This window comes from Paraburkholderia sp. GW821-FHT02A12 (assembly GCF_059422005.1).
Genome location: NZ_JBWKWA010000001.1, coordinates 703,880 through 723,771 on the forward strand (window position 1 = coordinate 703,880; position 19,892 = coordinate 723,771).

Sequence of the window (19,892 nt, forward strand, 5' to 3'; positions counted from 1 at the left end):
GCGCGGTTATGAATGCGACATCACCACGGAGCGCGATAAACGCCGTGCTTGCCGGTGCCGGTGAGGTCGTACGGGTCGGCGTAAGTGGTCTTCGCCGCTCCTGCGGGCAGCAGGGCGTCGTTCGGGTTCGGACGGGGCTGGGCGGCGCCGCGCGCATTGCCGTTGGCGGCCGCGACCGGCGCCTTGTGGCGCTGACCTTTGAGCGGTGCCGCCTGCCCGCCCGGACCCGCTGCGGTCACGCTCATGCGCTGCTCGTCGAGCAGGGCCGCCTGCTGGGCGTCGACGGTATTGCGTCGCGGCAAGTCTGTCGGGCTGCTGTATTCCTGCGGTGCGCCGAGCAACTTCTCTTCGCTCGCACGATGAGCCGCCCGGCCGCCTTTCTTCGGCGCCATAGCGTCGCCGCCGTAGCCGGGAGCAGGAGCCGCGGCCGGCGCAGCCGGTGCGGGGGCGGCCCCCTGGGCGAGCGCCGGGGGGGCGCAGCATACGCACGATGCAATGGCGGCGAACAGCGAGGTAGCGGTATGACGAAGCGAGGTGTTCATCGTTTTCCCCAGACAGATGCGGTCGCGATAAGCCTATCGTGCGCCAGGCAGCACGCACGTAGCCGCCAAAACGCCTCCGTGTACGGCCATAACGCAAAGCGTCGCTGGGAGCCGCAACATAATGACACCACGCGCCGTACAGATGGGTATGTTTACTACCTCGCGTATCAGGAGAGAACTGATGGGTAACGTTGCCGACGATCCGCAGATCGGCCGCATGCCGGACGTACCCGCTGCGCCGGACGTGAACGGCGTGCGCGAAAACGGCCGCGTCATCGATCTGAGTCTTGCTGGAAAGGGAAACTACCGCGCGAAGCGCGGCATCCTCATCGAGCTCATCTGGTTTGTCGTTGAAGCCTGTTTGATCAACAACAAGCTGCTGCCCCTTTCATTCATCCGCGTCGCGCTGCTGCGGCTGTTCGGCGCGAAGATCGGCACCGGTTGCCGGTTCGTCCATCCACTGCGCGTGAAGGCGCCGTGGAATCTCGAGGTGGGCGAGAACTGCTGGTTCGGCGTCGACGTCTGGATCTACAACCAGGCCATGATCCGCATCGGCTCGAACGTCTGCATCTCTCAGGGTACGTTTCTGAGCGCCGGATCTCACGACATGCGCAGCACGATGGATCTGCGCGTCGCCCCCATCGTCATCGAGGACGGTGTCTGGATTACGTCGAAGTGCGTCGTGCAGATGGGCGTGACGATCGGCCGTTCGGCCGTGGTGACGCCTTTGTCCGTCGTGCATCGTTCGCTTGAGCCGGGCGGCGTGTATGGCGGCAATCCATGCCGCTTCATCAGGAATCGCTTCGATTCCGTGGCTTGAAGCACAGATACAGAACCGCAGCGTCACTACGCTGAGGAGGCCGAGGTCGTTGCCCGCCGGGATGTCGGCGGCTGCAATGGGTTTGTCGATCGACGATTGCCGCTCGATGCCCGCTGTGGCTCCGATGACGGTTCGGAGACGGCGTGTGCGCGGTTTCTTGCCGGCCCGGCAAGAAACCGCGCACTCAAGAATTGCATGAAGAAAGATGGGGAGCAGGGATGTTTATCGATACTCGCAACGTTGAACAAAACACGGTCATCGAGACGGCAGTCTGCATCATTGGCGGCGGAGTGGCGGGCATCACGCTCGCACTCGAGATGGCGAGGGCGGGGGTCGACACCTGCATGCTCGAAAGCGGCGGCTTTGGCCCCGACGACGAAACGCGCGATCTCTATCGCGGTGAGAGCGCCGGTCTTCCCTATTCATTCGCGGACGGCTCCCGCAGCCGCTACTTCGGCGGCGGCAGCAATTGCTGGGGCGGATGGTGCCGCCCGCTGGATCCGTGGGACTTCGAGAAGCGCGACTGGATACCGCACAGCGGCTGGCCCTTCGGTCTCGACGAACTGGCGCCGTATTACGCGCGCACGCACGAGCTGCTGAAGCTCGGCCCGCAAAATTTCGACCCTGCTTACTGGGAGCGCGAGATCGGGCGCCATGACGTACGCCGCATTCCGCTCGCGACCGGCGATATGCGCGACACCGTGGCCCAGTTCAGCCCGCCTGTGCGCTTCGGCAAGCTGTATCGCGACGAGCTGTCCCGTTCGTCGCGCGTGCGGGTGTTCCTGTATGCGAACGTGCTGAACATCGACGCCGACGCCCAGGCGTCGAGCATTTCGCGAGTCCAGGTGGCGACGCTCAGCGGACGCAGGATGTCGGTGGTGAGCACGATCTTCGTGCTGGCGACGGGCGGCATCGAGAACGCGCGCCTGCTGCTCGCATCGAACAATGTCCAGGCCGCGGGCCTCGGCAATGGCAACGATCTGGTGGGCCGCTTCTTCATGGACCATCCGCGGATGATGTCGGGGACAGTGCGTTTTCGCCCAGGACTCGCGCGCAACAAACTGTATGACATCAAGTACCACTATCAGAATGCCGCGGTTTCCGCGCACGGCACGAAGATCTCCTCACAGTTCGCGCCGAAGCAGGAACTGATGGAGCGCGAGAAATTGCTCAATTCGCGCGTGTGGCTCTACTCGCGCTTTTACGGCGAGGGCAGTAAAGGGTCCGAGGCGCTGATCCGCTGCAAGGAAGCGCTGTTGTCCAAAGACCAGCCGGGCCGCAGCCTGAAGGCCGACCTCATCACCATGGCCTCACATCCGCTCGACACCGTGGGCTACGGCTTGACGCGGCTGTATCAGTGGCCGGCGCTCATTACCGGCGTGACGCTGCAGGCCATCGTCGAAGCGGAGCCCAATCGCGACAGCCGCGTCACCTTGTGCGCTCAGCGCGACCGGCTCGGCATGCCGCGCGTCAAGGTGGAATGGCGGCTTGGCGCACAGGTCCAGCGCACCTTCGACAGAACCTTCGCGTTGCTTGCGCAGGAGTTGCAGATGGCGGGGATCGCGGACGTCGAGCTCGACGCGCCGCTCGAGGGCCGGCCGTGGCCCGCGAAGCTGGAGGGAACGTGGCACCACATGGGCACGACGCGCATGCACGATTCGCCGCGCGAAGGCGTGGTCGATCGCGACTGCAAGGTGCACGGGATCGGCAATCTCTATGTGGCCGGCAGTTCGGTCTTTCCGACGGTCGGCGCCAACTTTCCGACCATCACGATTGCCGCGCTGTCGCTGCGCCTCGCCGGGCATCTGGTCCGGCAACTCGATACGCCGGACGTGGTGGGCAACAGCAGAGTCGACGCGGCCAACAGCTGCACGATGACGATGCCGACCCAGGCTCAAATCGACACCTTGCCGATCGCAGCCACCTCGTTGACGCCGTTGATGAAGGAACAGTGACCCGGAAGGAAGAGTGACCCGGCCGGTGACGGGATGCCGCGCGCATCCTCTCACTGGCTTTGCTGGGTCGCTTCCCGCAGGGCGGCGAGCGTGGGTTCGCGCATGTCGACGCTGCCTCTGCTTTCAAGCAGAGCCGTCAATGCGCCGACCATGGTTTCGATCCGGAAGCGCGCATGGAAGGTGCGGCATGCTTGCGCGCGCATGTGCTCCCGGGCGGCGTCGTCGAGTTCATACCAGCGCACGAGGTTCTGTTCGATGCCGTCGACGGTGTCGGCAGCCACGAGGCCCGCGCCGTCCGCTTCGATCTCGCGCCAGACGTTGACCTTATCGGAGATCAGCGCCGGCAGTCCGCAGCCGAGCGCTTCGGCAACCGCCACGCCAAAGTTCTCCTGGTGCGACGGCAGAACGAACACCTCGCTTGCGTGAAACGCGCCCCACTTGAGATCGCCTTGCAGCATGCCCGGCAGGCTGACGCGATGCGCGACGCCGGCCGCGAGTGCCTGCGCGCGCAGCTGCGCAACCCAGCCGGTCTCGTCGGGTCCCGCGATGACGAGATGCCATGCCGGATCGCCGCCGGCGATGCGCGCGAAGGCATCGATCAGCAGATCGCAGCCTTTCTTGGCATGCACGCGGCCGAGAAACAGCATGATGCGTTTGCCGCGCAAACCCGGCACGGCTTGCAGGAACGCTTCGCGTACGGACCCGGCGTCGAGCGGCGGAACCGTCGTGCCGAACGGCACGATCCGTTCATTGGCGCGGTACAGCCAGAAAGATTGCCGCGCGCGAGTGCGCTCTTCTTCCGTCGTGAAGATGACGGCGCGCGCGTCGCGCAGCACACGGTATTCGGCCCACGGCCAATACAACCATTTCTTGAGGTGCTTGAGCGGGTACGCCTGTTTGAACCACGGATCGAGCATGCCGTGAACGTACACGTAGTACGGCACCTCGCTTCTTCTTAGCGTCTTCCACGCGGCAAGGCCGTGGTATTGCCACAAGCCGTGGACGATAACCGCGTCGAAGCGGCGCGCGTTGGCGTGGAGCCAGGGCGCGAGGCGCGCGCTGTAGCTGTACCGGCTGGTGACCGGGCCAAAGGCGTGCACCGGAAACGGAAAGGCCGCGAGGTACGCGTCGCCCGGCGCGTCGCAGGTGGCCACTTCGATCTGGTGTCCGGCTTCTTGCATCGCTACGCCGCTGCGGCGTACGCCTTCTACGGGGCCGCCGGCGCATGGATCGACGCTTGCGAGCAGGTGGAGGATTTTCATCGGACGAGATTCGATCGACTGACGCTGTGCGTCGACGGCGTGCCGGACGACGCGAGCGGGCCGAAGTGGCCGGACCCGGCCGTGACGTTTGCCGAATGTGAGATGCCCAAGGTTGCCGCGAGGTCCGCGCGGCCCATGCCGGGCTGGATCCTGCCCGGCAACTCGGGCACGACCACCGGGCGCATGCGCTGCGGCTTGCGAAGCCGCTTCGGCCTCGCCGGGAGTGCGCGTTGCAGCCGCGCATGCGTCGCGATCATCAAGCCGAGCGCGATGCCGAACACCAGTCCCGAGAAACGCGGTCCGAGCGGATTGCCGCCTATCGACGTAGCCGGCAGCGCGGCAAACAGCATGATGGCTCGCCCCAGTACGGGGAGCATCGGCGCGTCCGGCACGACCGCTCGCCAGTGACGATAGGAGAGAAAACAGATCGCGAGGGCGACCAATACGGCAAGCGGCATGCCGATGCCGAACAGCAGCCCGCCCGCGAACAACTGATACACCCAGAAGTTATGACCGGCCGCCCATTCCCTGATCGCATAGAAGTCTTTCTCGCTGATCTGGCCGGCGAGATCCGGCAGGTAGGCGGGGGAGTAGCGATAGTAGTGTCCGAGGCCCGCGCCGAATAGCAGCGTCGCGGGATCCGCGGTGACCTGGTCGTACTGATCGCGCATTTCGGCGAGCCGGGTGATGGTGGTTGGGTCCTTGCCGGCGGCGGTTTCCTCCGACGCGAAAATACGCTGCGTCCAGTGCTGGGTGACGGTGGGGAAGCTCAATGCCGCCACGCCTGCCACGCCGGCGATCACCACGCCGGCGATCAGGCTGCGCGCGAGCGCGCGCCAGATCTGCTGAACCGTCGGCGCACACAGTCCCATCGCGATCAGGAACAGCAACACCGTACCCACCAGCAAGCTGCGTGTGACGCTCAGCAACTCGACGATCACGCTGAAGGCGAACACCGCAACGGTAAAGAAGGAAAAGCGCTTCGCGACGACGAATTCGTGCAGCAGCACGCCTTGCAGTCCGAGCAGCGTGACGGAGATGATCCGGTACCGGACCTCCTCGAGACCGCCGCCCGTCGCCATGCCGTACGCGAAGGTGAACACGAGGCTAATTGTGTTGGCAACGAGCAGGGCTTTCTCGAACTGCGAGATTCGATATTCGCTCCATGGGCGGCAGGCCACGACGTAGCCCAGCAGGAACAGCAGGAATGGCAGCAGGACACGCAGATAGTTGCCGGTGTCGTTGCCCTGCACCCACTGGGCGATGACGCTGCCTAGCACGCACAGAAGAAGGCTAAGGGTGACGAATGAGCGCAGGCGTGAGCGGTCGTGAAAGCGCGGCGCAATCAGCGCCAGGCTCAGTCCCGCGGCAAGCGCCGGAAGGACGAACACGAACTGGGCGAAGTGGCCTGTGTTTGCGTCGGTCGCTTTGTAGTCCAGCGCAAGCGGTAACAGAAAAATCCAAATCCACAGCGTCGCATACTGATGGCGCATTGTTGACCCTCCCCGGCGCCGTTGGTCTATACCAGACGGTCTCGCGTAAGTTCATTGTGCGGGAATATCCCCGCTTGCCAATTCCGCCTGCCGGTTTCGTCGCCGATTGCCTGGGTTCTGGCGACAGAGGAAAGGCCGACTGTTGCGTGACGTACCCGGCCGTCTTCAGCTTGTCGGGCAATGCCTTGATGTTGGCGCGCACGCGCGCGTAACGCCACCGAAGATGCAAAAAGGGACATTGGCCCGCGCAGGGTGTCAGGGGAGAAGAACATGAAATTATTCGGCGGCGCGAGACCCGTAACAGCCGGCAGGGCAATCGAGCTCGATTTCCTCCGCGGCATCGCCATTATCGCGGTGATGGGGTTTCACTTTCATGCTGTCCATACGAATAACTTTCTACTCCAGATTATTGAGTACCCGCTGAAAAATTTCGGACGTGAAGGCGTGAATCTGTTTTTCACGCTGAGCGGCTTTCTGGTGGGCGGTCTCCTGCTCCGGCAGTACGCCGAAAAAGGTCACGTCGACGCACGGCGTTTTATCATCCGGCGTATCTTTCGCATCTGGCCCGCGTATTACGTGCTGCTCGCTTTCCATCTGCTGGCGGGCCGCCACCCGTGGAATACGTTTCTGTTCCAGAACCTGGCCCATCTGCAGAACTATCTGGGCACCTCGATTACCCAGACCTGGAGCCTCGCGGTCGAAGAACACTTTTACCTCGTATTGCCGGCGCTCCTGTTGCTGTTCGCCCGCTGGCGTCTGGGCGTGTGGACCATCGTCAGCATCCTCACCGCAATCTGCGCGGTGGTGCTCACGGCACGCTGCTTCGCGGTGGCGGGCGGAAACCTGGAAGGCGCCTTCGCCTACACGCAGTACCGGATCGACAGTTTGCTGGTCGGCGTGATTCTGTCCGCGGTCTACTGGATGAGACCGGCCGTCTATCAGCGGTTGGCGAAGCGCACGTGGTTGCTGGTCGCAATGGTCGCCGTGCTGTGCGCGTGGCTTGCGTTCGCGACGAAAAATCTGGCGCTGGACGAAAGCATCGGCTACACGATTCAGGCGCTCGGCTTTGCCGCGTTGCTCGTGCTGGCGCTCGAACATTCCGGATCGCTTCGCTCTTCGATGGCCTATCGCGCGATTGCATGGGTCGGCCTTTATTCTTACGGCATCTACCTATGGCATTCGCTTGCTCTCGCACCCGGCGACATGCTGATTCACAAAGCGACCGCGCTTGGCCTCGCGCCGAGCCTGACGTGGATTCTTGCCCTGACCGCGCAGTTCGCGATCGCTATCCTGATCGGTTATGTGACCACGCGCGCGATCGAATTTCCGTTCCTGCTCATGCGCAACGCGCTCTTTCCGGAAAAGCGCAGCAGTGCGGTGCGCGAAGAGGCGCTCGCCGCCGAAAGCCCGCCATCGCGGCATCGGCAATCAACGACAACCCGCGCGCGGCCGGCCGCCGAGGGCACCAGTCCGACGACCGCCGAGCCTGCCGAGCCGCGCATCGCGGTGCTCGCCGCGCGGCGCGGCGCCGAGCCGGGCGCGGGCAGCGAACCGGCCGGCTGATCGCGCGCGGGTTGCCGAGGGTTGCCGCTGGTTGCCGGCGTATGCCAGGGTGTGCCGGGATGCGCCGCGGGTTGCCGGCGTATGCCAAGGTGTGCCGGAATGTGCCGCGGGTTGCCGGCGTGTGCCAAGGTGCGCCGGAATGTGCCGCTGGTTTCAGGCCATCTGCTGAAGCAAGGTTTGCTTGAATTGACCGAGCGTATGCCGCGACAGCAGATCTTCGCGTGCGGACGGGACGGCCTCGGGCGCATGCGGCCACGAGGTGGCGATTTCGGTGATGGCCTTGCCGATCGACGCCGTACTCAGGTCGCTCAATATCGGCCCCAGTTCACAGCGCCGGCTGAACCAGCCGATCAACCCGTCTTCGGTCGCGATTACCGGCTTGCCGAAGCGGTACGCCTGCACGAGCACGCCGCTCATCCCGTAGTGTCCCTTGTAGCCCAGCCAGACAGCGTCGCAGGCGGAGAACAGATCGCGCTCGAGATCGTTTGAGATGAACGCGTCGAGAACCAGCGGTGCGGGTTTCAGGCCGCGGACGTGGTTGCGCATGAAATGGCGCGTGCCCGCGTCCTGCTCGCCGGCGACGATCAGCGTGGGGGCGTTGTCCAGACGCGTCAGCGCCTCGACCAGTTCGTAGATGCCTTTGCGCTCGGTGATGGCGCCGTACACCAGCAGATAGCGCTGCTCGGGGTCCAGTCCGAGCCGTTCGCGGGCGAGCACGGGGTTTTCCGCATGTTCATCCGGAAAGGGGTCCGCCACGTAGGCGATCGCCGCGCTTGCCTTCGATGCGCTGCGTGCCGACCACTCCGGCAGCGTGGGATCGATGGTGAGCAGCGTGCGCAATCCCGCCGATCTCACCGCGCGTTTGAAGAGCTGCGCCTTGATCGCATTGACCAACGGACGGTCGGGCGCCTTGATGCCGACCTTGTGATGATGAAAGGTCGCGCGCATCGTGATGCCGATCCACGGCGTCTTGCCGAATGGCGAGCCGAGAAACGGCAGCGCATAAAAGAAATAGTCGACGTACGGAACGATCACGAGCCTGATCGGTTGCGCGCGGCTGACGATCTTGTACACGCGCTTGAAATAGCGGTGAAAGCGCCAGTATTCGTTGGGGTCGCGCAACAGGCCGCGGGGACGCTCCTCCGGATCGACAAACGCGATTTCCATGTCGCGCCGGTTGGCGGCGACGATCTGCCGGGCGAGCCGATGATCCTCGTTGGCGCTCTCGGTGGCGAGAATGCACGGATACCCGGCTTCCGCACAAGCCTGCATGGTCCACTCGACATAACGCCAGCGATGGCCGGTGAGATTGGGCTCGACAATCAGGACGTAGTCTTGTTCCATCGCGTCGGTTGACATGTGCGGCATGTGCTGTATGTGCGTTGTGGAAAAGCGCCAGGACGGCGGCTCTCGCGCACCCTCACGCGCATTGTTAACGGATCAACGTTAGCACCGCCGGCGCGAGGGGACCCGTCAATTTGACCTGATCCGTGGGTAAACGTACTAGAGCGCAATGGCTTCGGCTGAAGTGGCCTAGCTGATGGCGGTTGTTGCCGATTCTCTCGCGGTAAGGTCGTGGATGGAGTTCGATGAAAACGTCGCCAGCGTGGCTGGTGCACCTCACTCATTATGCGTCGGCGGCATATCGCAGCGATTCCGTTCAATCGTTGCGTGGCCGGGGATCAGCGGCGTTCCGATTCGACGGAGAAACAGCTTGCGGGCGATCAGGCTTCCGGCGCTTTCGATGGCGACCAGTTTCGGCGCGAGTGCGGCGACTTGGGTGTTGCTGCAGCAGTTCGTCGTGCGTGGACTGGTCGCGATCAAGTTTCTTGCGATTGGCCGGATGCTCGGACCGGCGGCGATCGGCAGCGTGAGCGTGGCGCTGCTCGCAGTAGCCATTGCCGAGGCGCTGTCGGACACCGGCCTCGCGCAGGCGGTCGTTCAAGGTGAACATCCGCCGACCCGTTCGCAACTCGGTGCGGTATGGACGACCCTGACGGCGCGCGGTGTGCTCATCTCGCTGCTGCTGGTCGCGCTGGCGCCGGTGCTGGGCAGCCAGTTTCACCTCGACGGCTCGCTTGTGTTGCTGCAACTCGCCGCGACGCTGCCGCTGTTGCGCGGCCTGGCTTCCCCCGCTTACTTCGTCGTGCAGCGTGAGCGGCGCTTCCAGCATATCGCCGGTGTCGAAGTGGCGGCGGCGTTTGTCGATTGTTCGGCCGGGCTCGCCCTTGCGTATTTCGGTGCCGGCGCGGCCTCGGTGCTGCTCGGTCTGGTGGCCGGCGAAACGCTGAAAAGCACGCTCACGTGGCTGACGATGAAGCCGCGCCCGCCGGTGCGCGCCGTGTGGTCGGGCATCGGTCAATACGTGGGCTTTAGCCGCTGGATCTGGGCAAGCAGTGTCATCAATCTGCTGCTGAATCAGTTCGACAAGGTGGTCGTCGGCAAGCTGCTCGGGCCGACGCAACTGGGCGGCTATCAGATGTCGTCGCGGCTCGCGCAAATGCTGCTGGCCGACGCCGCAATCGCCATGTCGCAATACCTGTTCCCGACCTTCGCGGCGCATCATCGCAGGAATCCGCACGCCGCGTCGCGGCTGATCAAGATCTATCTTCTGGTGATCGCACTGGGTCTGGCGGGATTCGTCGAAGTGCTGAGGCTGATTGCGCAACCGCTGTTCTCCCTGATTCTCGGTGCTGCGTGGCTGCCCGCGGTGCCACTGTTCAGAATCCTGGTGATCAACATGGCGATCGGCGCGTTGATCGCGGTGCTGGTCGCGTATCTGCGTGCGGTGGGCGACGCGAAGGCGACCGTGCATGCATCGCTGATCCAGGTCGTCGTGCTGCTTATCAGCGTTCCTCTTGCAGTCCACTGGTGGGGTGTCACGGGGATCGCGTGGTCGATGACTCTCGGTCTTGGCTGCGCGGCGGCCTGGATGCTGTTTCGAACGCTGACTGCAAGGGCTTCATGATGCGTGTTCTTCATCTCGTTCTGGCGCCGCGGCTGTCCGGCGCCGAAGTCCTCGCGAAGGATCTCGCCATCGATCAGTGCGCCGACGGCATGGCGGTGTGCGTCGCGTCGCTGTTGCCGTCGCATGCGGAATACATGCCGCTGCGGGACGAACTCCAGGGGCACGGCGTGCTGTGCTGGTTTCCGCAGCGGCGGCATCGCGCGGCCCGCAAGCTGTGGAATCTGTTCTTCACGGTGCGCCGCTTCCGTCCGGACGTGATTTTCGCGCACGCCACGATTCCGTCGTTCTACGCACGCGCGTTGCCGCTTCGCGTGCCGGTCGTCTATGTCATGCATTCGGCGACCAATGACTTCGAGCGCCCGCTGTTCCGGCGCGTCGAACACATCCTCTCGGGACGTGCCCGGGCCGTGATCGGTGTCTCGCAGCAGGGCGTGACGGACTACGCGCAGACCATCGGACCGCATCCGTCGATGATTGTCGTTCCCAACGGTGTGGACCTCGCGCGCTTCGCCTTCACCGACGGTGGGGAACGCAACGGCCGCGCGCCGCAGATCGTGCAGATCGGCAGATATGCGTCGGTGAAGAATCAGCTTCTGACGGTGCGCGCCTTCAGCGAGGTGCTCAAGCAGGTGGAAGACGCGCGCCTGACGTTGTACGGCGTGGTTGAAGATTCCGGCTATCAGCGTGCGGTCATCGAGCTGGTGGACCAGTTGGGTCTTGCGGACCGTGCCGTGGTTGCCGGGCCGCGCTCCGATGTGGCGAGCGTGCTGTCGGAGTCGAGCGTGTTCGCCATGCCGTCGCGCTCCGAGGCGCACAGCGTGGCGTTTCTTGAAGCGCTGGCTTCGGGCATTCCGATCGTTGCCAGCAAGATTCCGTCGTTTGCATTCGCGAACGGCTATCCGTGCGTTCAGCTTGTCGATACCGACAATGTGCAAAGCTATGCCGACGCCATTGTTATCGCGCTCGGGCAGGCGCGCGCGCAACGCTCGCTGGCCGGTTTGACGCTCAGGGATACCGCCGCCCGTTACCGGGCGATTGCGCATCAAGTGTGTCCTGCTGTGCCGGCCCGGTAGTGGGCTGGTATTGGCCCGGTGGTGGCCCCCGGTAATGGCCCGGTAGTTCGCGAAAGGAGGCCGGGCCGCCGGCAGTCCTGGCTGGATCGATCGTCCAATGACGCTTCAATGATGGATTGCCGGGTTGCTCTCCTCGTGCGGCGGGGCGGGCGCAGGATCGGCCGTCACAACGCTCGCGACTTCCGACTCCCGCATGGCGCGCTCGACGAGGCGCTTTGCTTCTCCGCTGCTCGAATCGACGAGTAGCGCGTTGCCGGCGTTGTGCCAGACGCACGGCCAGTGCGCGATGTATTCGCAGCCTCGCGCGACGCTGAGCAACGAGTCGCGCTGCTGTTCGCGCTCGCTCAGCGTGGAGCGCATGCGCAACGCGTCGGGGTTGCCCGGTTGGGCGGCGATGGCCGCCGAGAGCCTTGCTTTGGTCGCCGACAAATTGCTCTTTTGCAGATCGGCGCGCGCGGCTCGGAGATGCTTCGAAACGTCGGCGCGAGGTTTGTCCGGTTTGCTGACGGTGCGCTTCACATCGGGCGACACCGCCGCTGCCACTGCGACTGCCGCTGCAACTGCCGCGCGATGTGGAGCTGGCGGCGTCACGGCGGCGAGCCGCTTGGCAACGGCAACAGGCGGCTTCGCTTTCTGAACCATCACTCTGCCGGCTACCGCTGGGGCGCTGATGTCCGAGTCGCTGCTCTGTCTGATGAAGCCCAGATACGCGACGGATGCCAGCACGAGAGAGAGGATGCCAACGGCCGCCGGCCGGAGCAGTCTTCGATGGCTGGGCACGGTGGCCGTCGGCTCGCACTCGCAGGTCAGGTAGAACGAATCGCTGACGGCCCTCGAGGACGGACGCCACGGCTTCGGCAGCGGCAGCCGCAGCCGCAGCCGCGTGGCAGGCATCGGCCGGGTTGGGCCCAGCGCAATGTTGGTGGACGACGACGTGCTGGACGAAGCCACTGCCGGGCGCACGTCGAGTGCATTGATTGAGCGCGCATGGCACCAAGGGCAGGACGTGAAGCGTCCGGCTAGCAGCGCTCCGCAGTGCCCGCATCGGGGGAAATCGTGCTGATCGGACGTGATGTCGCTAAGCATTGCCATGTCGCAAACGGGCGTCGACTGCCGGCGCCGCGGTCAGAAAGAACAGGGCACAGCAACGAGGCTGCAACAGGGATTACTGCATGACGACGTATCCCCGCGCTTGCATGCAGGCCCCATATGCCGCCCAGTACCGTGTCATCGGCGGTTCGGGCGCCGGCAGCGGCGGCAGCGTCACATCGGACCCTTGGGCCGTCTGTGGCGCACTGGCCGCCGCCGTCTCCGAGGCGCCGCTCTTCGCGCTGCCCGACGCTGCCGCGGCCGAAGCCGTGGCGGTCGTCGTGGTGGTCCCCGATGCCGCTGTCGCCGCCGTCGCCGTTGCAGCGCTCGCTGCAGGCGCGCTTGCCGCTGGCGCCGACGCGGCAGCAGGCATGCTCGCGCCCATCGGGATCGCTGAAAAGCTGCTGGGGGGCAACGGCGGCCTCGACGGGGCACCCGTCGACAAGGCTTTCGACGCCGCGGGTTTGCGCGGCGGAATTTGCGGTTCGTGGACGATGTCGACTTTCGTCTGACGGTTGGCGGTGGCAAAGCACATCGCCGTGTCGATGCTGTGCTGATACGGGCTCTGACTTCGAATCGGATAGATCACCGGCTGCCACGCTTGAGCAGCACTGCTGAATAACAGCAGCGACAGCAGCGTCAAACCGGTCGATATTCTTGGTTTCATCGCAGACGCTCCCACAGCGATGTTTCGGCGATCTCGGGCAGCTCCGCCGCCGCGCTTCGCAGGTATGTCTTCGCAGGTATGTCTCATGGCAGCAGAACCTGCCGCTGAAAGGCGGCGGATGAACGCCAAGGCTGCCTGATCAGCGTAACACCGCTCTTTGTCGATCGAATGCACCGGATAGCGCGCGAAAACGCCATCCTGCAGTCGAATCAGGACATATTTGTTAGTTGGCGGGCGGTTTGGCGCAATTTGTAGGGGATATCCCTAGGCGTGGACCGAGCCGGCAACTTTATTAAATCACTGTTTTTCAAGAACAATCAACGTCTTTCCAGGTTGCGGCGAGGCTGGCGGAGCGCGTTCACTCGCTACCTGTTTCTGCAAATTCAGCCACGAGCAGCCACGAGCGCCACGAGCGCCGCGAAGCTATCCCGGGCACGGTCCCGTCGACTGCCGCACCTGCAATAGTGCACGCACCTCGTATCCGTGTTGCGGCCGTTTGCCGTCGAGCGCGTCGAGCAGGTGCTGTGCCGCGAGCCGTCCGATCTCGGCCGTGTCGACTCGCATCGTCGTCAGCGCCGGGCGCATTTCCTTCGCGATCGCGAGATCGTCGAAGCCTGTCACGGATAATTCGCCGGGAATCGCGATGCCCAGTTCCTCGGCCTCGCGCAGCACGCCAAGCGCAATGTGATCGTTGCCGCAGATGATCGCGGTCGGGTGCTCGCCCGGCAACTGCCAGATCGAGCGCAGGCTGCGCCGCCCGAAGCCGATCGTCGATTCGCCTTCGAACATGTGCTCCGGCCGTACGGCGAGGCCGTGGCGTTCGAGCGTCGAGCGGATGCCCGCGACGCGCGCCTGCACGCGATCGTTGTCGCGCGTCGGCTGGATGCAGACGGCGAACGAGCGGTGCCCGAGGCCGAGCAGATGCTCGGTGATCTCCGCGTAGGCCGCGTGATTGTCGAAGCCGATGCAGTCGTGCGGACTGCCCTCGCGATACGCATACGTGACCGCGTAGGGCACGCGATAGAGCCGCAATGCATCGAACAGTTCGGCCGGATGCGCCTCGCCCACGACGGCCATCGCCTCGACGCCGCGCGCGAGCATCGCGCGCACCTGCACGAGCGCCTGCGCCGGATCGTAGTTCGAACAGCCGAGCACGAGGGTGATGCCGCGTGCGGCGAAGGCCGCCTGCATACCGCTCACCTGCGAGGCGAACACGTGGTCATCGAGCGTCGGAATGATGATGCCGGCAATGTGGCTGCGCGTGGAGGCGAGGGCGCGTCCCGCCGCATTCGGAAACCAGTTGAGCGTGAGCGCGGCATGCTCGACGCGCCCGCGCACGTTCTCCGAGACCTTGTCCGGCTCGTTGTAGACGCGCGACACGGTCGCCGTCGATACTCCCGCGAGCCTCGCGACATCGGAAAGCACAGTGCGGCCCGTGTTGCGGCGGGCACGGCTGGTCGGGGTCCGGGCGGCGGGCGGCGGGTCGAAGGAGTCGGGCATCGGGTCGGGAAGCAGAGGGTGAGTTGGGGGAACGGCCGCCATCTTACCGCCGCATGCGCGCGCGACGCGTGAGCGAACATGGCCGTCGGCGCAGACGTCCCGGTTATCGCGAAGCTCTGACGGGAGACGCCCGTGAACCTAGCAGCCCGAACCGGGCGCGGCGATGCGCGCACGGAAATGCTCGGTGCCGGCGACGATCTTGTCGAGCACCGCATCGAGCGCCCAGAAGCGTTCGCGCACGTCATAGTCGATCACGCGGCAGCGTATCGAGTCGAACGTGCCGATGCGCTGGTGGTAGATCTTCGCGAGCGCCGGATAGCCGAGTGCTTCGGATACGGCGGCGAGCACGAGAAACGTCGCCAGTTCTTCGGCAAGCGCCGGATCCTGAGCCGCATCGTTGCGCAGCCACTTGTACAGGTCAGGGTGGAAGTTCGTGAACACGCCGTTGAAGCCGGCCGAGCCGGCCTTCATCGCGTCCCACGCGATCGCCGCGTTCGCGTTCAGGATCTTCAGCGGCGAACCCTGCGCGAGCGCGACGCGCCGCTTGACGGTATCGAGATCGCAGCTCACGTCCTTCAGCATGATGAAGCGGCCGGTATCGATGCACATCTTCAGTTCGTCGTCGGAGAGAAGCCGCCGGTACGGCGCCGGGCATTCGTATAGACCGAGCGGGATGTCTGACGGAAGGCGCGCGAGGAGCCGCTTGAGATTCGCGCCGAAGACCTCCGTGCCCTCGCGCTTCGGGTCGAGCCGGTTGGTCACGAGCACGATGCCCTGAGCCCCCGTGCCCGCGGCGACGTTGAGCTCTTCGGCCTGGGCATCGGGGTCGTCGCTGATGTGGCCGGACACCACGACGGGAATGCGGCCCGCCACTTTCTCGACCACGAAGCGGCCCAGCGCGCCGCGCTCGGCGAGGCTCAGGAACTGCATCTCGCTCGACTGCGCGACGGCGAACAGCGCGTCGGAGCCGTGCGCGATATACCACTCGATCAGGCGTTCGAGCCCGGCGTAGTCGATCGCGCCGGAGGCGTCGAACGGGGTCAGCATCACGGGGACGATGCCTTCGATCGAGGCGGTGGTTTGCGTAGTTTGCGCAGTTTGCATAGAGGTCGTCATGTTTATCTCTCGGAGAGGTTTGTATTGGCCGGGACGCGCACTGAGGTCACGCCGGCGCTCGAGCGGTGTCGGCACGCGCGGGCTGGTCCTCGATCGGCTTGCGCACGAGCAGCAGATAGCTCATCGCGCCGACGAACGCGATGCCCGCAGCCGTCAGCAGTGCGGGTACGAACGACCAGTTCTGCGCGATGTAGCCGGTCAGGATCGGCGCGAGCGCACCGCCTAAAAAGCCGCCGAAATTCTGGATCGCGCCGAGCGAGCCGACGCGGTTCGGCGGGGCGGCGGCGGTTGCGAGGGCCCAGGAGCTGGCGGATGCCGCGTTGGCCAGGAAAATCACCACCGAGATGCACACGATCGCGATCGTGTTGCTCTCGACGAGCGCAGCCGGAATCGTGAACGTGACCATGCCGAGCATCGCAATCACCACCGCGTTGCGGCGGCTCGCGACGGGGCTCGTGCTGCGGCTCGTGATGAGGTCGGAAAACCAGCCGGCCGTGAGCGAGCCGAGAAAGCCGCAGAAGAACGGCACCGATGCCGCGACGCCCGTATGCAGCAAGCTCATGTGACGCTCCATCGTCAGGTAGCCCGGCAGCCAGGTGAGGTACACCCAGTTCAGGTAGACCGAGCCGAAGAAGCCGATCAGCATGCCCCACGTCGTTCCATGCGAAAAGAGCGAACGCCAGTCGGCGAAGCTCAGCGAGGGCGCCGGCTTGCGATCTGCTTCGTCGCCTTCGAGATAGCGCCGCTCGGCGTCGGTCATCGTGGCCTTTGCGGGATCGCGATATACCGCGAGCCAGACGACCGCCACGATCAGGCCGGCGATGCCCGTCACGATGAATGCCCAGCGCCAGTGAAACTGCACGACGAGGATCGACAGGCAGAGCGGCGCGAGTGCCGTGCCGAGCGGGGACGCCGAGTTGAAGATGCCGGTCGGCTTGCCGCGCGCGCGCAGCGGAAACCAGTTGCTGACGACGCGCGCCGCCGACGGAAACTGCGGGGCCTCGCCGATGCCGAGCATGATCCGCGCAACGATGAACCAGCCGAAGGTCGAGACGAAGCCGCCGGCGGCCTGCGCGAGCGACCAGACGATCAGGCCGATGCCGAGCAGCTTGCGCGGACCGATCCGGTCGACGAGCCCGCCCACCGGCAACTGGAATAGCGCATAGCTCCAGGAGAACGCGGAGAGCAGCAGCCCCATCTGACCCAGCGACAGGCCAAGGTCATGGCGGATCAGCGAATTGGCGACGGCGAGTGTGCCGCGGTCCAGATAGTTGACGATGCCGCTCACCATCAGCAGCGAGAGCGCCACGATCTGGGCGCGGCGGATTCTCGGCGGTGCCTGCTCGTGACTCGGGGTTGCGCTCATGATCGTTGTCTCCGTTTCATGTTTTGGCTTGAGATGTGGCGGGCCGCGCCGATGCGATGTCAGGCGGCGGGAAGAGATCCATGTTGGCGCTGCCGACAACAACGACGTGCTCCCGAGTTTTTGGCGCCGCTGCCTACGGGGTCAGCATTTTTCAATGGAGACATCGTTGATGTACGTTAGCGCTTACATTTTGACTCGACGCCGAGGCATTAGCATGCTGTTTTTCGATTGGTCACGCACAAGCGGCTTCGTGTTAGCGCTTACATTGTGTGTCGCACTGAAGGGTGTTGCAAGCGCGAGAGCGGGTTTGGCGGGTAAACACCGATCATCCGCGGCCGAACGCGCCACAACCTTTCCCATCGCACGGGAACAGTGCTGTACCGCACCATCGCTGTGCCTGGCCGCGTCAGGATATGTCGTGCCGCTGACAGGATGCGTCACGTGGCATCGTTTTTTCCGGCTTCCTGGAACGCCGAACACCGAATTTCCCCGTGTGGCACGGCATATGCGTATAGAGCCCGCATAGGATCAAAGTCGATCTATCTTCATTCGAATTAATAGCAGCAACCTCGTAACGGGCATTTGGACAACGGCGTCCCCCGAATCCAGTCATCTGATTGGGTTCGCGGGACGCTTTTTTTTCGGAACGACGATGACAGACAAAGCAACCCGCATCGACCTCTTCAGCCTGCGCACGCCACCGATGCGCGCTTTCCATCTGACGTGGATGGCGTTCTTCGTCTGCTTCTTTGCGTGGTTTGCCTGTGCACCATTGATGCCGCTGATCAAGAGCGAATTCGGGCTTTCCGTCGACCAGGTCGCCAATATCAACATCGCCGCGGTCGCCGTCACGATCCTCGTGCGGCTGGTGATTGGTCCGCTATGCGACCGCTACGGCCCGCGCAAGATCTATTGCGGCCTGATGCTCGCGGGTGTGTTTCCGGTGCTCGGCGCGGCGCTATCCAGCGGCTATGAGAGCTTCCTGCTGTGCCGCCTGGGCATCGGTGCGGTCGGCGCCAGCTTCGTCATTACCCAGTATCACACCTCGATGATGTTCGCGCCGAACGTGGTCGGTACTGCCAACGCGACGACGGCCGGGTGGGGCAATGCCGGGGCAGGCGCTGCACAGGCGCTCGTACCGTTGCTGCTGGCGGCGGTCATGGTGCTCGGCGCAGGACAGTCGTCGGCGTGGCGCCTTGCGCTGGTGGTGCCGGGCCTTGCGATGCCGGTCATGGCGATGTTTTACTGGCGCTTCACGCAGGATTGCCCGCAAGGAAACTTTGCGGAACTGCGGGCGCTCGGAATCGCGATCGACGGCGGCAAGAAGGGCGGTTGGGCGAGCTTTCGAGCAGCCTGCGCGAACTATCGCGTCTGGATGCTGTTCACCACCTACGCAGCGTGTTTCGGCGTCGAGGTCTTCATTCACAACGTCGCCGCGATCTATTACGTCGATCATTTCCACCTGTCGCTGAAGGCGGCGGGCATCGCCGCCGGCAGCTTCGGTCTACTCGCCCTGTTTGCGCGCGCGCTGGGTGGCTGGCTGTCGGACAAGGTTGCCGCGCGGCGAGGCCTCGACGTCCGCGCAACTTTGCTGTTCGCGCTGATCGTCGGCGAAGGTTTGGGCCTCGTGGGCTTCGCGCACGCGGACAGCGTCGCACTGGCCGTGATCGCCATGCTGGTTTTCGGTCTGTTCACGCATATGGCTTGCGGCGCGACCTACGCGCTGGTGCCGTTCATCGACCGCAAGGCGCTGGGCGGCGTCGCGGGCGTGATTGGCGCCGGTGGCAATGTCGGCGCGGTGGCCGCGGGCTTCCTGATGAAAGGCGTCGCCAGCGTCCAGCAGACGCTGGCGATGCTCGGCATCCTGGTCACGCTTTCCGCGTTATGTGCACTGGCGGTGCGCTTCAGCGGTGAACACAAGGCCCGCGAAGCGGCGCTACGCGAGCGCGCGCTGGCTGGCGCCGGCGCCAACAGTATTGCAAATTGACGGAACCGTCTTCGCATCAAGATTGCCGTTGAAGGTAAAGGTCGCGGAACGGGTGTCCGTCAGATCCTTGAGTGCATTGGCGCAATTGTGGGTCCGTGGTTCGGATCGCGGGCGCATCGATTGCATGTGCCGGCGTCGTTGCCGGCGATCCAGGAAAGCCAGTATCCAGGCCATGCAGGCGATGACATTCGTCAGGCGCGCTGCACGGAGAAGGTGCTGCACCGCACTGCCATTGTGCTTTGCCGCATCAGAATGCATCAAGCCGCTTTGGGCAGACGCGTCTTGCGATACGCCTTTCCCTTGCGCAGGGCTCAACGGCGGTGAGTTGTCCCGCATGGCATGGCCTTTGCGTAATCCAAGGCAGCGGATCAACGATGATCCGGCCAGCACGCACCAGAAGTCACTCTGTAGATCACTGCTTGTTTTGGACAACGGCGTCCCCGAATTCAGTCACTTGACGATTGAATCCGCGGGACGCCTTTTTATTTGCC

The 19,892-nt window shown here is 64.4% G+C and carries 16 protein-coding genes; 6 read left to right on the forward strand and 10 right to left on the reverse strand.

Translation table 11 applies throughout. The features are described 5' to 3' along the window. Positions 1-20: 20 nt before the first annotated feature. Complete coding sequence (locus AC07WT_RS03255; RefSeq protein WP_494946020.1) at positions 21-542, reverse strand: hypothetical protein; 522 nt, start codon at positions 540-542, stop codon at positions 21-23. Between the two features lie 181 nt (positions 543-723). Here AC07WT_RS03255 and AC07WT_RS03260 point away from each other — a divergent pair, with 181 nt between their 5' ends. Together AC07WT_RS03260 and AC07WT_RS03265 are read left to right on the forward strand one after the other, a co-directional pair. Then, positions 724-1,362, forward strand: coding sequence for an LbetaH domain-containing protein (locus tag AC07WT_RS03260; RefSeq protein WP_494946021.1), 639 nt, complete (start codon positions 724-726; stop codon positions 1,360-1,362). Between the two features lie 218 nt (positions 1,363-1,580). Next, complete coding sequence (locus AC07WT_RS03265) at positions 1,581-3,317, forward strand: FAD-dependent oxidoreductase (RefSeq protein ID WP_494946022.1); 1,737 nt, start codon at positions 1,581-1,583, stop codon at positions 3,315-3,317. A gap of 50 nt (positions 3,318-3,367) precedes the next feature. On the opposite strand, the gene AC07WT_RS03270 is transcribed toward AC07WT_RS03265, so the two are convergent. Both AC07WT_RS03270 and AC07WT_RS03275 read right to left on the reverse strand, forming a co-directional pair. After that, positions 3,368-4,579 (reverse strand): glycosyltransferase, encoded by a 1,212-nt coding sequence (locus tag AC07WT_RS03270; protein ID WP_494946023.1) that lies wholly within the window; start codon positions 4,577-4,579, stop codon positions 3,368-3,370. Continuing rightward, positions 4,576-6,072 (reverse strand): O-antigen ligase family protein, encoded by a 1,497-nt coding sequence (locus tag AC07WT_RS03275; RefSeq protein ID WP_494946024.1) that lies wholly within the window; start codon positions 6,070-6,072, stop codon positions 4,576-4,578. Before AC07WT_RS03275 ends, AC07WT_RS03270 begins: the two co-directional genes overlap by 4 nt. 270 nt (positions 6,073-6,342) lie before the next feature. Here AC07WT_RS03275 and AC07WT_RS03280 point away from each other — a divergent pair, with 270 nt between their 5' ends. Further along, positions 6,343-7,635: an acyltransferase family protein gene (locus tag AC07WT_RS03280; RefSeq protein WP_494946025.1), complete on the forward strand. Its 1,293-nt coding sequence runs from the start codon at positions 6,343-6,345 to the stop codon at positions 7,633-7,635. Positions 7,636-7,788: 153 nt separating this feature from the next. Here the strand turns inward: AC07WT_RS03280 and AC07WT_RS03285 are convergent, their stop codons facing one another. Next, positions 7,789-8,994 (reverse strand): glycosyltransferase, encoded by a 1,206-nt coding sequence (locus tag AC07WT_RS03285; protein ID WP_494946026.1) that lies wholly within the window; start codon positions 8,992-8,994, stop codon positions 7,789-7,791. A gap of 355 nt (positions 8,995-9,349) precedes the next feature. Between AC07WT_RS03285 and AC07WT_RS03290 the strand changes: the two genes are divergently transcribed. Further along, complete coding sequence (locus tag AC07WT_RS03290; RefSeq protein ID WP_494946027.1) at positions 9,350-10,603, forward strand: oligosaccharide flippase family protein; 1,254 nt, start codon at positions 9,350-9,352, stop codon at positions 10,601-10,603. Further along, on the forward strand, positions 10,603-11,676 hold the full coding sequence (locus AC07WT_RS03295; protein WP_494948374.1) for a glycosyltransferase: 1,074 nt from the start codon (positions 10,603-10,605) through the stop codon (positions 11,674-11,676). Before AC07WT_RS03290 ends, AC07WT_RS03295 begins: the two co-directional genes overlap by 1 nt. Positions 11,677-11,781: 105 nt before the next feature. On the opposite strand, the gene AC07WT_RS03300 is transcribed toward AC07WT_RS03295, so the two are convergent. The 5 genes from AC07WT_RS03300 to AC07WT_RS03320 form a co-directional block, all read right to left on the reverse strand. Continuing rightward, complete coding sequence (locus AC07WT_RS03300; protein ID WP_494946028.1) at positions 11,782-12,768, reverse strand: hypothetical protein; 987 nt, start codon at positions 12,766-12,768, stop codon at positions 11,782-11,784. Between the two features lie 73 nt (positions 12,769-12,841). Next, positions 12,842-13,432 (reverse strand): hypothetical protein, encoded by a 591-nt coding sequence (locus tag AC07WT_RS03305; protein WP_494946029.1) that lies wholly within the window; start codon positions 13,430-13,432, stop codon positions 12,842-12,844. A gap of 423 nt (positions 13,433-13,855) precedes the next feature. After that, on the reverse strand, positions 13,856-14,932 hold the full coding sequence (locus tag AC07WT_RS03310; protein ID WP_492594096.1) for a LacI family DNA-binding transcriptional regulator: 1,077 nt from the start codon (positions 14,930-14,932) through the stop codon (positions 13,856-13,858). A gap of 138 nt (positions 14,933-15,070) precedes the next feature. Beyond that, positions 15,071-16,036 carry a dihydrodipicolinate synthase family protein gene (locus tag AC07WT_RS03315; protein ID WP_494948375.1) on the reverse strand — a complete coding sequence of 322 codons (966 nt, stop codon included), beginning with the start codon at positions 16,034-16,036 and terminating at the stop codon, positions 15,071-15,073. Between the two features lie 58 nt (positions 16,037-16,094). Further along, positions 16,095-17,414, reverse strand: coding sequence for an MFS transporter (locus AC07WT_RS03320; RefSeq protein WP_494946030.1), 1,320 nt, complete (start codon positions 17,412-17,414; stop codon positions 16,095-16,097). 652 nt (positions 17,415-18,066) lie between these two features. Here AC07WT_RS03320 and AC07WT_RS03325 point away from each other — a divergent pair. Beyond that, positions 18,067-19,401: an MFS transporter gene (locus AC07WT_RS03325; protein WP_494946031.1), complete on the forward strand. Its 1,335-nt coding sequence runs from the start codon at positions 18,067-18,069 to the stop codon at positions 19,399-19,401. Here AC07WT_RS03325 and AC07WT_RS03330 read toward each other — a convergent pair. Then, complete coding sequence (locus AC07WT_RS03330; protein ID WP_494946032.1) at positions 19,351-19,833, reverse strand: hypothetical protein; 483 nt, start codon at positions 19,831-19,833, stop codon at positions 19,351-19,353. The genes AC07WT_RS03325 and AC07WT_RS03330 overlap by 51 nt on opposite strands. Positions 19,834-19,892 lie beyond the last annotated feature (59 nt).

What these genes read in the sequence shown, in the direction of transcription:
- AC07WT_RS03255 (WP_494946020.1), bottom strand. Translation starts at nt 542, where the DNA reads ATGAACACCTCGCTTCGTCATACCGCTACCTCGCTGTTCGCCGCCATT.
- AC07WT_RS03260 (WP_494946021.1), top strand. Translation starts at nt 724, where the DNA reads ATGGGTAACGTTGCCGACGATCCGCAGATCGGCCGCATGCCGGACGTA.
- AC07WT_RS03265 (WP_494946022.1), top strand. Translation starts at nt 1,581, where the DNA reads ATGTTTATCGATACTCGCAACGTTGAACAAAACACGGTCATCGAGACG.
- AC07WT_RS03270 (WP_494946023.1), bottom strand. Translation starts at nt 4,579, where the DNA reads ATGAAAATCCTCCACCTGCTCGCAAGCGTCGATCCATGCGCCGGCGGC.
- AC07WT_RS03275 (WP_494946024.1), bottom strand. Translation starts at nt 6,072, where the DNA reads ATGCGCCATCAGTATGCGACGCTGTGGATTTGGATTTTTCTGTTACCG.
- AC07WT_RS03280 (WP_494946025.1), top strand. Translation starts at nt 6,343, where the DNA reads ATGAAATTATTCGGCGGCGCGAGACCCGTAACAGCCGGCAGGGCAATC.
- AC07WT_RS03285 (WP_494946026.1), bottom strand. Translation starts at nt 8,994, where the DNA reads ATGTCAACCGACGCGATGGAACAAGACTACGTCCTGATTGTCGAGCCC.
- AC07WT_RS03295 (WP_494948374.1), top strand. Translation starts at nt 10,603, where the DNA reads ATGCGTGTTCTTCATCTCGTTCTGGCGCCGCGGCTGTCCGGCGCCGAA.
- AC07WT_RS03300 (WP_494946028.1), bottom strand. Translation starts at nt 12,768, where the DNA reads ATGGCAATGCTTAGCGACATCACGTCCGATCAGCACGATTTCCCCCGA.
- AC07WT_RS03305 (WP_494946029.1), bottom strand. Translation starts at nt 13,432, where the DNA reads ATGAAACCAAGAATATCGACCGGTTTGACGCTGCTGTCGCTGCTGTTA.
- AC07WT_RS03310 (WP_492594096.1), bottom strand. Translation starts at nt 14,932, where the DNA reads ATGCCCGACTCCTTCGACCCGCCGCCCGCCGCCCGGACCCCGACCAGC.
- AC07WT_RS03315 (WP_494948375.1), bottom strand. Translation starts at nt 16,036, where the DNA reads ATGCAAACTGCGCAAACTACGCAAACCACCGCCTCGATCGAAGGCATC.
- AC07WT_RS03320 (WP_494946030.1), bottom strand. Translation starts at nt 17,414, where the DNA reads ATGAGCGCAACCCCGAGTCACGAGCAGGCACCGCCGAGAATCCGCCGC.
- AC07WT_RS03325 (WP_494946031.1), top strand. Translation starts at nt 18,067, where the DNA reads ATGACAGACAAAGCAACCCGCATCGACCTCTTCAGCCTGCGCACGCCA.